This window comes from Vibrio sp. 1CM8B, assembly GCF_023161685.1.
Lineage (GTDB): Bacteria > Pseudomonadota > Gammaproteobacteria > Enterobacterales > Vibrionaceae > Vibrio > Vibrio coralliirubri.
In genome coordinates this window covers 18,900-33,877 of sequence record NZ_JALNTU010000020.1, presented here as the reverse complement: position 1 = coordinate 33,877, position 14,978 = coordinate 18,900, and the positions used below count along the sequence as shown (strand labels likewise).

Annotated in this window: 13 protein-coding genes; all 13 read left to right on the top strand. The window is 45.3% G+C overall.

All coding sequences use genetic code 11. The features are described 5' to 3' along the window. Positions 1 to 19 precede the first annotated feature (19 nt). The 13 genes from hscA (at position 20) to MSG36_RS22655 (ending at position 14,719) form a co-directional block, all read left to right on the top strand. On the top strand, positions 20 to 1,870 hold the full coding sequence (gene hscA / locus MSG36_RS22715) for a Fe-S protein assembly chaperone HscA (protein ID WP_059021420.1): 1,851 nt from the start codon (positions 20 to 22) through the stop codon (positions 1,868 to 1,870). A gap of 20 nt (positions 1,871 to 1,890) precedes the next feature. Then, complete coding sequence (gene fdx / locus MSG36_RS22710; protein WP_010440525.1) at positions 1,891 to 2,229, top strand: ISC system 2Fe-2S type ferredoxin; 339 nt, start codon at positions 1,891 to 1,893, stop codon at positions 2,227 to 2,229. A gap of 134 nt (positions 2,230 to 2,363) precedes the next feature. Beyond that, on the top strand, positions 2,364 to 2,564 hold the full coding sequence (gene iscX / locus MSG36_RS22705; protein ID WP_004740335.1) for a Fe-S cluster assembly protein IscX: 201 nt from the start codon (positions 2,364 to 2,366) through the stop codon (positions 2,562 to 2,564). A gap of 206 nt (positions 2,565 to 2,770) precedes the next feature. Next, the gene (gene pepB, locus MSG36_RS22700) at positions 2,771 to 4,066 is read left to right on the top strand and encodes an aminopeptidase PepB (RefSeq protein ID WP_017062517.1); all 1,296 of its coding nucleotides are present in this window, start codon (positions 2,771 to 2,773) and stop codon (positions 4,064 to 4,066) included. A 106-nt stretch (positions 4,067 to 4,172) separates the two neighbouring features. Next, positions 4,173 to 4,607 carry a nucleoside-diphosphate kinase gene (ndk, locus tag MSG36_RS22695; RefSeq protein ID WP_016797173.1) on the top strand — a complete coding sequence of 145 codons (435 nt, stop codon included), beginning with the start codon at positions 4,173 to 4,175 and terminating at the stop codon, positions 4,605 to 4,607. A 565-nt stretch (positions 4,608 to 5,172) separates the two neighbouring features. Beyond that, complete coding sequence (locus MSG36_RS22690; protein WP_248369796.1) at positions 5,173 to 6,315, top strand: bifunctional tRNA (adenosine(37)-C2)-methyltransferase TrmG/ribosomal RNA large subunit methyltransferase RlmN; 1,143 nt, start codon at positions 5,173 to 5,175, stop codon at positions 6,313 to 6,315. A gap of 440 nt (positions 6,316 to 6,755) precedes the next feature. After that, positions 6,756 to 7,712 carry a cytoskeleton protein RodZ gene (rodZ, locus tag MSG36_RS22685; protein WP_248369794.1) on the top strand — a complete coding sequence of 319 codons (957 nt, stop codon included), beginning with the start codon at positions 6,756 to 6,758 and terminating at the stop codon, positions 7,710 to 7,712. A 7-nt stretch (positions 7,713 to 7,719) separates the two neighbouring features. Further along, positions 7,720 to 8,841, top strand: a complete 1,122-nt coding sequence (gene ispG / locus MSG36_RS22680; RefSeq protein WP_248369792.1) for a flavodoxin-dependent (E)-4-hydroxy-3-methylbut-2-enyl-diphosphate synthase — start codon at positions 7,720 to 7,722, stop codon at positions 8,839 to 8,841. Between the two features lie 70 nt (positions 8,842 to 8,911). After that, positions 8,912 to 10,180, top strand: coding sequence for a histidine--tRNA ligase (gene hisS / locus MSG36_RS22675; RefSeq protein ID WP_017062514.1), 1,269 nt, complete (start codon positions 8,912 to 8,914; stop codon positions 10,178 to 10,180). 79 nt (positions 10,181 to 10,259) lie between these two features. Then, positions 10,260 to 10,874, top strand: a complete 615-nt coding sequence (locus MSG36_RS22670; protein ID WP_248369790.1) for a YfgM family protein — start codon at positions 10,260 to 10,262, stop codon at positions 10,872 to 10,874. Positions 10,875 to 10,884: 10 nt separating this feature from the next. Then, entirely contained in the window at positions 10,885 to 12,045 is a 1,161-nt protein-coding gene (bamB, locus tag MSG36_RS22665; RefSeq protein ID WP_060983301.1) for an outer membrane protein assembly factor BamB, read from the top strand. Between the two features lie 158 nt (positions 12,046 to 12,203). Further along, positions 12,204 to 13,685 carry a ribosome biogenesis GTPase Der gene (gene der / locus MSG36_RS22660; RefSeq protein ID WP_017062511.1) on the top strand — a complete coding sequence of 494 codons (1,482 nt, stop codon included), beginning with the start codon at positions 12,204 to 12,206 and terminating at the stop codon, positions 13,683 to 13,685. A gap of 131 nt (positions 13,686 to 13,816) precedes the next feature. Then, entirely contained in the window at positions 13,817 to 14,719 is a 903-nt protein-coding gene (locus tag MSG36_RS22655) for an alanyl-tRNA editing protein (RefSeq protein ID WP_248369788.1), read from the top strand. The last annotated feature ends 259 nt before the right edge of the window (positions 14,720 to 14,978 follow it).

The following is a 14,978-nucleotide window of genomic DNA, read 5'->3' as shown; positions in this document are numbered from 1 at the left end:
GTATAACAAGGACACATCCATGGCACTACTTCAGATTGCAGAACCAGGGCAAAGCGCCGCTCCTCACCAGCACAAGCTTGCTGTGGGTATTGATTTAGGTACAACAAACTCATTGGTTGCGGCAGTGCGCAGTGGCGAGGCGAGCACACTGGTTGATCAACAAGGTCGCAGTATTCTTCCTTCCGTTGTTCACTATACGTCAGAGTCGTACACGACTGGTGATGAAGCTCGTGCAAATGCACAGACTGATCCTAAAAATACCATTATCTCAGTTAAGCGACTAATCGGTCGTTCACTATCAGATATTCAACAGCGATACCCATCTCTGCCATATCAATTTGAAGAAAGTGATAATGGTTTGCCTGTGATTCGCACAGAGCAAGGTAACAAGAACCCAATTCAAGTATCTGCAGACATTCTGCGAGCGCTAGGTCAACGTGCTGAGTCAACACTCGGTGGTGAGCTATCTGGTGCTGTTATTACCGTTCCTGCTTACTTTGATGATGCACAGCGTGCTGGTACGAAAGACGCGGCGCAACTTGCTGGTCTTCACGTGTTACGTCTTCTTAATGAACCGACTGCCGCTGCGATTGCTTACGGCTTGGATTCTGGTAAAGAAGGAGTCATTGCTGTTTATGACTTAGGTGGTGGTACGTTTGATATCTCTATCCTACGCCTATCGAAAGGTGTCTTCGAAGTTTTAGCAACAGGCGGCGACTCAGCATTAGGCGGCGACGACTTTGACCATTTAGTTGCGGATCATTTCCAAGAACAAATGGGCTTATCAGAGCTAACAGCAGAACAGAATCGTATTCTTCTAGACGCCGCAACAGAAGCGAAGATTGGCTTATCTGAAGCGGAAAGCGTTGATGTTGACGTACTAGGTTGGTCTGGTTCATTAACTCGTGAAGAGTTTGAAGAGATCATCAAACCGCTCGTTAAGAAAACACTGCTTTCATGCCGTCGTGCGCTAAAAGATGCGGAAGTTGACGCGGATGAAGTACTAGAAGTCGTGATGGTTGGCGGTTCAACTCGCACATTACTTGTACGTGAAATGGTCGGTGACTTCTTTGGTCGTACGCCACTAACCAGCATTAACCCTGATGAAGTGGTTGCGATTGGTGCATCGATTCAAGCGGATATCCTAGTGGGTAATAAGCCTGACTCTGAAATGCTACTACTGGACGTTATCCCTCTGTCTCTTGGTATCGAAACCATGGGTGGCTTGGTAGAAAAGATTATCCCTCGTAACACCACGATCCCTGTTGCTCGCGCACAAGAATTTACCACGTTCAAAGACGGTCAAACTGCAATGACAGTACACACCGTGCAAGGTGAACGTGAGATGGTTGACGACTGTCGTTCATTGGCTCGATTTGCTTTGAAAGGCATTCCGCCGATGACTGCAGGTGCTGCTCATATTCGTGTTACTTACCAAGTGGATGCTGATGGCCTGCTATCGGTTACTGCAATGGAGAAGAGCACTGGCGTTCAAGCTGAAATCCAAGTTAAGCCTTCTTACGGTCTGAGCGACAACGAAGTGGCTAGCATGCTGAAAGATTCGATGACGTTTGCAAAAGAAGACATGCAAGCGCGTGCTCTTGCTGAGCAACGCGTAGAAGCGGATCGCGTGATCGAAGGCCTTATCGCTGCAATGCAAGCCGATGGCGATGAGCTACTTGATGAGCAAGGCAAACAACAACTTGTTCAAGCGATTGAAGCACTGATTGAAGTGCGTAATGGCGACAATGCTGACGCCATTGAACTAGAAATTAAGAATACCGACAAAGCGAGCCAAGACTTTGCTTCTCGTCGTATGGATAAATCAATTCGTGCTGCACTGTCAGGTCAGTCAGTCGATAATATTTAATAGTTAGAGAATAGATAAACATGCCAAAGATTATTGTTTTACCTCACGAAGATCTATGTCCAGAAGGCGCTGTTTTAGAAGCAAAAACTGGTGAGACGGTTCTTGATGTTGCACTGAAGGCCGGTATTGGTATTGAACACGCATGTGAAAAATCGTGTGCATGTACAACATGTCACGTTGTGATTCGTGAAGGTTTTGATTCTTTAGAAGAGAGTGATGATCTCGAAGACGACATGCTAGATAAAGCATGGGGCTTAGAGATGGAATCTCGTCTTGGTTGCCAAGCTAAAGTGGCTGATACGGATCTTGTTGTAGAGATTCCAAAGTACACGTTGAACCTGGCTTCTGAAGACCACTAAGAACCAGTTCTCAGTCATGGCTAATACAGCGATGACTGAGAGAGCTATTGCTTAGACAAACATACTAAGAAAACTGGCCTAGAATATAGATCATAAAGGTGACAGAGCGTCGCTGATAAATATAAGGAAGTGTTATGAGCTTGAAGTGGATTGATTCGCGAGATATCGCAATTGAGCTATGTGATTTGTACCCTGATACTGATCCTAAAACGGTACGTTTTACCGATCTGCATCAATGGGTGCTAGACCTTGAAGAGTTCGACGACGAGCCTAACCACTCGAATGAGAAAATCTTAGAGGCTATTATTTTGTGCTGGATGGATGAGATGGATTAATCCTCTTGTCTGATGATTTGGTCGCGGGTTGGTATCAGTCCAATATAAAACGCAGCCAAGTTAACAATTCTTACTAAAAAAAGCGGACCTTATGGTCCGTTTTTTTATCAAAATGACATTTTCCTCCTACATAATGCTAACATCAGTGCGCTAATAAAAAATAATCAGAATCACACACCCAAAGTGGTTCATGACAAGGAGAAATCATGTCTACACAGATGTCAGTATTTTTAAGTCAAGAAGCTGCCCAGCCTCAGTGGGGAGCAAGAGCTATTTTATCGTTCTCAGAAGCGGGAGCGACAATTCACATTGGTGAAGGCCACGATCTAGGCGCAGTTCAGCGTGCGGGTCGTACGCTTGACGGACAAGGTATCGCATTCGTTTCACTTCGTGGTGAAGGTTGGGATCTAGAAAGCGTTTGGGCTTTCTACCAAGGCTACCGTGGACCAAAGAAAAAGAATGCATTGGAATGGGATGCACTTTCAGAAGCCGATCAAACAGAGCTTGAAGCTCGTATTCGCGCAACTGACTGGACGCGTGACATTATCAATAAAACCGCTGAAGAAGTGGCACCTCGTCAACTCGCGACAATGGCTGCAGAATACATCAAATCAGTGGCACCAGCGGGCACTGTTAAAGCGAAGATCGTTAAAGACAAGGATCTACTAACCGAAGGTTGGGAAGGTATCTACGCGGTCGGTCGTGGCTCTGAGCGTACATCAGCAATGCTGCAACTGGACTTCAACCCAACAGGTGATGAAAACGCACCCGTGTTTGCTTGTTTAGTGGGTAAAGGTATTACGTTCGATTCGGGCGGTTACAGCATCAAGCCAGGCCAATTCATGACAGCGATGAAAGCTGACATGGGTGGCGCAGCAACGATTACGGGTGGTTTAGGTCTGGCGATTGAACGCGGCCTGAACAAGCGCATCAAGCTTATTTTATGTTGCGCAGAGAACATGATCTCTGGTCGCGCATTGAAGCTTGGCGATATCATTACCTACAAAAACGGTAAGACAGTTGAGATCATGAACACTGATGCGGAAGGTCGCTTGGTGCTGGCTGATGGCCTAATGTACGCAAGTGCACAAAGCCCTGAGCTGATCATCGACTGTGCAACGCTAACAGGCGCGGCTAAAAACGCACTAGGTAACGACTACCACGCACTATTAAGCTTCGATGATGAGTTATCTCACCAAGCGCTAACGGCGGCAAACCAAGAGAAAGAAGGCCTATGGCCATTGCCTCTTGCTGATTTCCACCGTGGTATGTTGCCTTCAAACTTTGCTGATCTTTCAAACATCAGCACGGGTGATTACACACCGGGTGCAAGTACAGCAGCGGCATTCCTTTCTTACTTTGTAGATGACTACAAAAAAGGTTGGATTCATATGGATTGCGCGGGTACTTACCGTAAGTCAGCAAGTGACAAGTGGGCGGCAGGCGCAACGGGTATGGGCGTTCGCACACTGGCTCGTCTTCTTATCGACCAAGCAAAATAATAATAAGGGTGAGCGGTATTTTGTGCCGCTCATTCATAAAGCTCAGATCGAAAGATCTCAGCAATTTCAGTATTTAATAACAAAAAAATGAAGTGAAGGAATCCCTATGGCTCTAGAAAGAACGTTCTCAATTGTTAAGCCGGATGCAGTTAAGCGTAACCTTGTTGGTGAAATCTATCACCGTATCGAAAAAGCAGGCCTAGAAATTATTGCTGCTAAGATGGTTCGTCTTACTGAAGAGCAAGCGAGTGGCTTCTACGCTGAACACGAAGGCAAAGAGTTCTTCCCAGCTCTTAAAGAGTTTATGACTTCTGGTCCTATCATGGTTCAAGTGCTTGAAGGCGAAAACGCTATCGCTCGTTACCGTGAACTTATGGGCAAAACAAATCCAGAAGAAGCGGCATGCGGCACTATCCGTGCTGACTACGCAATCAGCATGCGTTACAACTCAGTACACGGCAGCGACAGCCCTGAGTCTGCAGCTCGCGAAATCGAATTCTTCTTCCCAGAATCTGAAATTTGTCCACGCCCTGCTCAATAATCGGCACAGCAAACGATTCTAAAGGCTTCACTTCGGTGAGGCCTTTTTTGTTTCTGATGGGGGGGAGATGTGTAGTTAAAGCGAGATTCCAGATACCTCGTCCCTCGGTTCTGGAATGACGGGCTTTGAGGAGTTGATGACCTGACGGCGATGAATAGCGGGGCTAAAATTTCGAGCTAAGTATTAGTGATCTGTTGGAGATTATTTACGTCATTCCCGAAAGCGACGAAGGAGCGTAATCGGGAATCTCTGTTGGCTATTGGAAATTCCAGATACTTCGTTCCTCAGTTCTGGAATGACGGGGAGTTTTGGAGCCATAATCTCGTGGTAAATATTACCGAGCAATTGGTGAGTATTTACGTCATTCCCGATAGCGACAAAGGAGCGTAATCGGGAATCTTTTGTTTAAATTGGGTAATCTTAAGCCGATAAATACAGTTGCTCAAATTTTAATCGCTTAAGTTTGAATGTCTTAATAAACACAGGGTTTTACAATGCTTGTTGAAGTTGCGTAAAGCCTGTACAATTCGCGCCCTTAATTATTGTTCCGTCATTGAGAGGCATCATGACCACAGCTAAAGTCAATCTACTCGATTTTGATCGTAAAGGTCTTCGTAAATTTTTCACAGAAGAACTGAATGAGAAAGCGTTTCGAGCAGAGCAAGTGATGAAGTGGATTTATCACTTCGGTGTCGATGACTTCGAACAAATGAACAACATCAACAAAAAGTTACGTGAGAAACTTCAACGTCGCTGTGAGATTATTGCACCTGTTGTTTCTGAAGCTCAACACTCTTCAGATGGCACAATTAAATGGGCGATGAGCGTTGGCGACCAAGACGTTGAAACGGTATACATCCCAGATGGTGACCGTGCGACGCTATGTGTCTCTTCACAGGTTGGTTGTGCTCTTGAATGTAAGTTCTGCTCTACAGCTCAACAAGGCTTTAACCGTAACCTAAAAGTTTCAGAGATTGTTGGCCAAATCTGGCGTGCATCTCGCGAAATCGGCCTAGAAAAAGAAACCGGTCGTCGTCCAATTACTAACGTTGTAATGATGGGTATGGGCGAGCCTCTATTGAACATGAAGAACCTAATGCCATCATTAGAAATCATGCTTGATGATCTAGGTTTCGCACTGTCTAAGCGTCGTGTAACTGTATCAACTTCTGGTGTTGTTTCTGGCCTTGACCAAATGACAGACAACATCGATGTCGCATTGGCTATTTCTCTACATGCGCCAAACGATGCACTACGTAGCCAAATCATGCCGATCAACGACCGTTGGGATATCCAAGACTTCCTAGCATCTGTTCGTCGTTACATTGCATCTTCAAATGCTAACCGCGGTAAAGTAACGGTTGAGTACGTGCTATTGGATCATGTGAATGATGATATGGACCACGCACGTGAACTTGCAGAGCTAATGAAAGAGACGCCTTGTAAGATCAACTTGATTCCATTCAACCCTTACCCGGGTTCGCCTTATAAGAAGCCAAGCAACTCTCGTATTGATCGCTTCCAAAAAACGCTGATGGAATACAACTACACAGTAACGGTTCGTAAAACTCGTGGTGATGATATTGATGCCGCGTGTGGTCAGTTAGTCGGTGATGTGATTGATAGAACCAAACGTACCAAAATGATCAAAGCAGCCTCTGAAGCGAACTTGATTGCCGGTGGTGTGATTGAAGTAAAAGCGGTATAAAACGCGATTAGAACCTAAACAAGCCAGAAGTCTTACTTCTGGCTTGTTGCTTTTCTGGGGTACAGTTTTTGATTTTTTGGACTTCTTGCCCACGCTTTCTTACATTTTTCGTCAAATTTTGGACAAAACCATGAGCTGACGGTAAATTTTGTTTAAAGTGTTTTTGCCTTGTAATGGCATTAGCTTATGATTAACTAATCTTAAATTAATTTAAGTGCTCGCTTGCTACTGATCATCAATATGTCTATTTAGGTTGGCTACTTGATAAACTAGCTTCCTGAGAAGGTCATCCATAACAAATGAATGATGTTCGCCTTTAAGGGTTGATGATTTAGATAGCAGGAAAAATTCCACATAACGTGGGTTGTTAGATTGAGCTTAAACGACAATAAGAAAACGCTCTCCTCAACCTGCGATAATACTTTAGAAGTTCACTCTCTATGAACACAGAACAAGATACACAAGCGCAAGAAAACGTAGCTCCAGCTTTGGAAGCGGGAACGCTGCTTAAGAACAAACGAGAATCTCTTGGTTTAACGCAAAAGCAGATTTCTGATCGCTTGAAACTTCGCGTTACTCTGATCCAACAAATTGAAGAAAACCAATTCGAGTCAGATCAAGTGGCGACGTTTATGCGTGGCTATATTCGTTCATACGCGAAATACGTCAATCTTGACGAAAAAGTCGTATTGAGTGCGCTGCATCATGCCGGTGATGCTCAGCATCAAGAGCAAGAAATGCTGAGTTTTTCTCGTAAGACCAAAACCGAGAAGCACAACAGCCGTATTATGATCCTGACTTGGAGCATTTTTGCGGTCATTGCGGGTATCTCCTCACTTTGGTGGTGGCAGAACCAACAGCAAGACACCTTATCTCAATCTTTAGCGAATACCGAAAGCTCAGAAGAGCTAGCGGTAGAAGAATCACTTGCCCCTGAATTCACCTCTTTAGAAGTGATTGAAGCTGAACAAAACGAAGCGGGTGCTTCTGTTGTTGAAGGTACTGAAGGCCTTGCTGCGATAAGCGATGCGGAAGATACTTCAGATGCTGTTACTCCAGCTGACGAAACTCCTGCACAACAAGCAACAGAGACAGAACCAACAGCTGAAGTTGCTGCTAATGCAGAAGCGGTTGAAGCAAGTACTGCTCCTGAAGCTGTGGCTAACGAGCTAGTGATGCAGTTCACTGCTGATTGCTGGATCCAAGTAAAAGATGCAACGGGTAAAACCTTGTCAACTGGCATAAAAAAAGCAGGTCAGTCGTTAAATCTTTCAGGAACTGCGCCATATAAAGTGATTCTAGGTGCGCCAGAAGGCGTATCAATGACATTTGCAAGTGAACCTGTCGACCTTTCTGGGTATACTTCAGGCAAAGTAGCTAGAATAACCTTACCTTAGAGTTAATATGCAACACGAATCTCCTATTATTCGTCGCAAATCAACCCGTATTTATGTGGGTGATGTGCCGATCGGTGATGGTGCACCAATTGCTGTGCAATCCATGACCAACACAAGAACAACAGATGTAGCCGCGACCGTTGCTCAAATTAGAGCTCTGGAAAAAGTTGGCGCTGATATCGTTCGCGTATCTGTACCGACTATGGATGCCGCTGAAGCCTTTAAGCTAATCAAGCAGCAGGTCTCTGTTCCTTTGGTTGCTGATATTCACTTCGACTACCGTATCGCACTTAAAGTGGCGGAATACGGCGTTGACTGTCTGCGTATCAACCCAGGTAACATCGGTAACGAAAGCCGTATCCGCTCAGTTGTTGATTGTGCACGTGATATGAATATTCCGATTCGTATTGGTGTTAACGGCGGTTCTCTTGAGAAAGAGATCCAAGAGAAATACACAGAACCTACAGCTGAAGCGCTTGTTGAATCAGCAATGCGTCATGTAGATATCCTAGACCGTCTCAACTTTGAACAATTCAAAGTCAGCGTTAAGGCGTCTGATGTATTCCTAGCAGTCGGTTCTTACCGTTTGCTGGCTCAGCAGATTGATCAACCTCTTCACCTTGGCATTACCGAAGCGGGTGGTGCGCGTGCTGGCTCTGTGAAGTCAGCGGTAGGTTTAGGTATGCTTCTTTCTGAAGGTATCGGCGATACGCTGCGTATCTCGCTAGCGGCTGATCCTGTTGAAGAGATCAAAGTTGGCTTTGATATTCTTAAATCTTTGCGCATTCGTTCGCGTGGCATCAACTTCATTGCGTGTCCGAGCTGTTCTCGTCAAGAGTTCGATGTTATTAACACTGTTAATGCCCTTGAAGAGCGCTTAGAAGACGTGATCACTCCAATGGATGTGTCAATCATCGGTTGTGTGGTTAACGGCCCTGGTGAAGCTGAAGTGTCTCACTTAGGTTTAGCCGGTAGTGCACGTAAGAGCGCCTTCTACGAAGACGGTAAGCGTCAGAAAGAGCGCTTCGACAACGATGATCTTGTCGACAAACTTGAAGCTAAAATTCGTGCAAAAGCGTCAGTGCTTGATCAAGCAAATCGCATTGATGTAGAAAACTTAGAAGATTAATACAACGCGATGGGGTGTGATTGTCTATTCGCACTAACACCTGGTCGTGAGAAATTACGGAATAAATACTGTGGCTAAAAATATCCAAGCAATTCGAGGCATGAACGACTGCCTTCCAACTCAATCACCACTGTGGCAGAAAGTAGAAAGCGCAGTTAAAAACGTGGTGAGTGCATACGGTTACAACGAAGTACGTATGCCTATCGTTGAAGAAACAAACCTATTTAGCCGTGCAGTTGGTGAAGAGACAGATGTTGTTTCTAAAGAGATGTACACCTTTGATGACCGCAATGGCGATAGCCTAACGCTGCGTCCAGAAGGCACAGCAGGTTGTGTTCGTTCATGTATTCAAAACAGCCTTATCAACCGTGATGAACAGCGCCTATGGTACATGGGCCCGATGTTCCGTCACGAGCGTCCTCAAAAAGGTCGTTACCGTCAATTCCACCAATGTGGTGTTGAGGTGTTTGGCCTAGACGGTCCAGACGTTGACGCAGAACTTATCATGATGACAGCACGTCTATGGCGTGAGCTAGGTATCGATAAGCACGTTCGCCTAGAGCTAAACTCAATCGGTTCTCAAGAAGATCGCGTAAGCTACCGCACTGCGTTAGTGGCTTTCCTAGAGCAACACATTGATGTGCTAGATGAAGACTGTAAACGTCGCATGCACACTAATCCTCTACGTGTACTTGATACTAAGAACCCTGATGTTCAAGCTATCTTAGGTGACGCACCTCGACTATCTGAATATCTAGGTGAAGAATCGAAGCAACATTTTGCTGGTTTATGTGAACTTCTTGACGCTGTTGGTATCGAATACCAAGTTAATGAGCGTCTAGTTCGTGGCCTAGATTACTACAACCGCACCGTATTTGAGTGGATCACTGATAGTCTTGGTGCTCAAGGTACAGTATGTGGCGGCGGCCGTTACGATGGTCTTGTTGAGCAACTAGGCGGCAAAGCAACCAATGCAGTTGGCTTCGCAATGGGTCTAGAGCGTCTGGTTCTGATGATGGAAACGCTAGAGCTAACAGAAGTTCGCCGTAGTGTTGATGTATACGTAGTTGCTGCTGGCGAAGGTACTATGATCGCGGGTATGCAGTTAGCGAATCAATTACGCGACACTGTTGAAGGCGTACGTGTAATGAACCACTTCGGTGGTGGTAACTTCAAGAAGCAATTCAAACGTGCTGACAAAGTAGGTGCTGTTGTGGCGCTGGTACTTGGTGAGAACGAAGTTGCTGACAATACAGTTGTGCTAAAAGATCTGGTTGGCGGCGAGCAAGAAACCGTGTCTCAAACGGAAGTTGCAGAGAAAGTTGCTGCGCTAATCTAATTAGCCATTGAGCAAACGCTCATAATGAATACTAACGTCAGCACTATGCTGGCGTTTAAAGAATTAAAGAGGACAGGAAGTGGAACTTTACGATAGCGAAGAGCAACAAGTTGAAGCCATTAAAGATTGGTGGAAAGAGAACGGTAAAGCCGTAATCTTTGGTGCGGTTATTGGTTTAGGTGGTCTATTTGGCTGGCGCTATTACCAAGATTCAGTCGTTGAAGCGCGTGAAGCTGCTTCAGAAAGCTACACCTCTGTAATTTCAGCTCTTGATGCTAAGGGTGTTGATGCTCAATCTGATATTCAAGCTTTCATCGACGCAAACAAAGATGCTGAGTACTCAGTACTTGCTGCTATGCAATTAGCAAAAGTACAAGTACAAGCGGGTGAGCTAGCAGCAGCACTTGAACAGCTAGAGTGGGCAAAATCGGCAACTAAGGACGCGGCACTTGCGCCACTACTTACTTACCGTGTTGCACGTATTAAAGCTGAGCAAGGTGAATTTGACGCAGCGCTGGCTGATCTTGCTGCTATGGCAGACGAATCTTGGAAAGGCCGTGTTGCTGAACTGCGTGGTGATATCTCACTTCGTAAAGGCGACACTGACGCAGCATACAGTGCTTACACAGAAGCACAGCAAGCTGTTGACGCTAGCCAAACGCTTCAAATCAAACTTGACGACCTAGCTAAATAAGGCGCTTTGAATGAAGAAGATGTTTCCAAAAGCGGCGTTGTGTGCGATTGCTCTTGGCCTACTAGCTGGCTGTGCGGGTGAAGAAGACACCGTAATCATGGCTCCAGTACCAACGGTAAACAGCGAGTTCACTCCTAGTCAGGAATGGTCTACGTCGGTTGGTGATGGTGTTGGTCACTACTTTTCAAAACTATCGCCAGAACTGGCTTACGACAAAGTGTTTGTTGCGAGCCGTGAAGGTATGGTTAAAGCGCTTGACCCTGAAACAGGTAAAGAGCTGTGGAAAGTCGATCTTGAGAAAGACGTACTGGCTCGTTTATCGGGTGGTTTAACGGCGGCTTACGGCAAAGTATTTGTTGGTTCTGAAAATGGCGAAGTGATCGCGATGGATGAATCAACAGGTGAAGAGCTGTGGCGTGTATCAGTGAATGGCGAGGTGCTTGCATCCCCCGCAACTGATAGCAACATGGTTATTGTTCATACTAGTCGCGGTATGTTGATCGCGTTAGATCAAGTAAGCGGCGAACAAAAATGGACCATCAGTACTGAAGTACCAAGCCTAACACTTCGTGGCGATAGCTCGCCTGTTGCGGTTTCTGGTGGTGTATTCTGGGGTACCGCAAATGGTCGTCTAGCTGCGGCTATCGTTGACCGTGGTCAGCTTATTTGGCAACAGCCAGTAGGTACGCCAAAAGGTGCAACGGAAATCGATCGTTTGGTTGATGTTGATGCATCTCCAATTGTTCTTGGTGGAACCCTGTATACTGTAGGTATCAACGGTCAGCTGATTGCAATCGATCTTCGTTCTGGTAAGCCAATTTGGAAACGTAACTATTCGTCAGCGATTGATTTAGCAAGTGATGGCAGCCGTTTGTTCGTTGTTACCGACAAAGACCATGTGGTTGCGGTTGATGCGCGTAGTGGTACTGAACTGTGGAGCACTCCATTGTTAGAAAACCGCTTACTGACAGCACCTGCTATTATTAATGGTTATGTAGTCGTGGGTGATACAGAAGGTTATCTGCACTGGTTAGATCGTTCATCGGGTGAGTTTGTTGCACAACAGCTTGTCGATGATAGCGGCTTTGCGGTTGCACCAATTGAACTGCCTGAAGGCTACTTAGTGACGACTCGCAATGGCGATGTAAAGAAACTAACGATTAGCCAATAAAAGCGTGATATAATTCACAGTCGGCTCCTGGTTGGTAACAGCCAGGAGCCGTTTTGTTGTTAAAAATTAATAAACCGTGTGGTTATAGGTAAGAGTTTAAACTTGCGAACAAGTGCTTACCTATAACTACATTTAGAGAAGAAATTGTAGAGGTTGTTATGGTACCTGTTGTTGCTCTAGTAGGGCGTCCGAACGTAGGTAAATCTACGTTATTTAACCGATTGACTCGAACTCGTGATGCATTGGTTGCGGATTTCCCTGGCTTAACGCGTGACCGTAAATACGGTCATGCTCATTTTAGCGAGCATGACTTTATTGTTATTGACACTGGCGGTATCGACGGTACTGAAGAAGGTGTTGAAACTAAAATGGCTGAGCAGTCGCTAGCGGCGATTGATGAAGCTGATGTCGTTCTATTTATGGTAGATGGCCGTGCGGGTCTAACACCTTCAGACGTGGCGATTGCTAAGCACCTACGTCAACTAGAAAAGCCTTCAATGCTAGTAGTAAACAAGGTTGATGGTATCGACCCTGATGCTGCAAGTGCTGACTTCTGGCAACTAGGTGTAGAAGACATGTACCAAATCGCTGCGGCGCATGGTCGTGGTGTTACTGCACTTATTGACCTTGCTCTTAACCCATTCGCAGAAGCGCTAAAAGCTGAGAATGGCGAAGTAAGCGACTTGACTGAGTTTGAAGACGAAGAAGAAGAGCAGGTTGAATTTACAGAAGAAGAAGCTGAAGCAGAATTTAAGCGTCTTCAAGATCAACCGATCAAACTAGCGATCATTGGCCGTCCTAACGTAGGTAAATCAACGCTAACGAACCGTATTCTTGGTGAAGAGCGTGTGGTTGTTTACGATATGCCTGGTACGACTCGTGACTCTATCTACATCCCAATGCAGCGTGACGAGCGTGAATACGTTCTAATCGATACTGCGGGTGTTCGTCGTCGTAAAAACATCAACGAAACGGTAGAGAAGTTCTCAGTGGTTAAAACACTGAAAGCGATTGAAGATGCTAACGTTGTATTGCTGCTTATCGATGCTCGCGAAAACATCTCTGATCAAGATCTAAGCTTGCTAGGCTTTGCGTTGAACGCTGGTCGTTCAATTGTGATTGCCGTAAACAAGTGGGATGGCCTAGATAACGACGTTAAAGAACGCGTTAAGAAAGAGCTAGACCGTCGCTTAGGCTTCGTTGATTTCGCACGTATTCACTTTATCTCTGCACTTCACGGTACAGGTGTTGGTCACTTGTTTGAGTCTGTACAAGAAGCTTACAAGTCAGCGACGACTCGTGTTGGTACTTCTGTTCTAACTCGTATCATGAAGATGGCGACTGATGATCACCAACCGCCTATGGTTCGTGGCCGTCGTGTGAAACTGAAATACGCGCACGCTGGTGGCTACAACCCACCGATTATCGTTATCCACGGTAACCAAGTTCGTAACTTGCCAGATTCATACAAACGATTCTTGATGAACTACTACCGTCGTTCACTAGAGATTATGGGTACACCTATTCGCATTCAATTCCAGAACAGCGAGAACCCATTTGAAGCTAAGACAAACAAGCTGACAATTTCTCAAGAACGTAAACGTAAGCGTATGATGAGCATGGTTAAAGGTCGTAAGTAAACCTTTCCAATAGATTTGATACCCGAGCCTGTCTCGGGTATTTTTTTAAGCAAAATTCACGTTAAGCCATAACAATACGTTTTTATCATCATGGCTTAACGAATCAGACTAGATTCCAAAAGAAGAACGATATGACTACTAGCGATTTGATTACATCTGCGTCAGCAATCACACCAACCATTACTCAATTTTGTCATCAGGCTTGGCAGCTCAATGCTAAAGCGCTGTACGTTGAGAGCGACGACAGCAAAACTTACCTGATTACCGACGTAACACCTTTCCACCCAGTGAGTCATATTTGGCCAGATCACCCTGCAGACCAAGGCTTTGTGAATGTTGGTGACGTGCAATATCCCGTTGAAGACTGTCTTGTTGGTGCAATAGAACAATCTACTGGCAAGCTTCATATCGCAGCAGATATCCCTGTTAAGCGTGATACAGAAGGGTGGGCGTTTGTGGTTGTCCACCAGCTACCCGCATCTGCTTCTATGATTAAGGTTAGCGACGAAGTCGTGTTGTCGGTTGATAAAGAGTACCAAGCCAGTTTGAGCCGTGGTCACAGTGCTGGTCACATCGCTTTCCTAGCCTTGAATAAAGTATTGGCTGAAAGCTACTGGCGTAAAGATGCGGATAGAAAAGATCCGCTTGGCAGTTACGACTTCAATAGCTACGCACAAGTGACCAGCTTTGTGACTCCAGAGCTGTGCACCGATAAGTATCGTTTAGGCAAAACCCTCAAGAAGCGCGGTTTGAACGTTGCAGACATGCTAGCAAACCTTGATGGCATTGAATCTGATATCAACCAGATGATTGCGGGCTGGCTTGCAGAGCCGACGCCAGTCGCAATGAGACTGGAAGGCGAAGCATTAACAGACTCTCGTTATTGGGAATGGCAGTTGGATGCCGACACTTTAGTGTCTATTCCGTGTGGTGGTACTCACATTGAAAACACCTCAGAGCTTAAGGCATTGTCCGTTAAGTTAACCCAGTTAGATGACCAGCATATTGAAATGCTGACGCATGTAATTCGATGATTTAGACTACAGATCGAAATAACTTGTGCTGTTTATTTTGTTTTTACATGTCACTTTTAATATAAATGACTATTTAAAATTGAAATGCAGCACATGTAACTTATGCTTTCGGTGAGTGGTGATATAAATATTCTTTTTGGGGTAGATCGCTGATCAAAATAGATAAAGCGAAAGATCAACCTATGATCTTCGATTGTGTGTCGTACTAATTTAGTGTGTTATTATTAACCAATAACAAGCTTGCATAAGAACAAGCTGT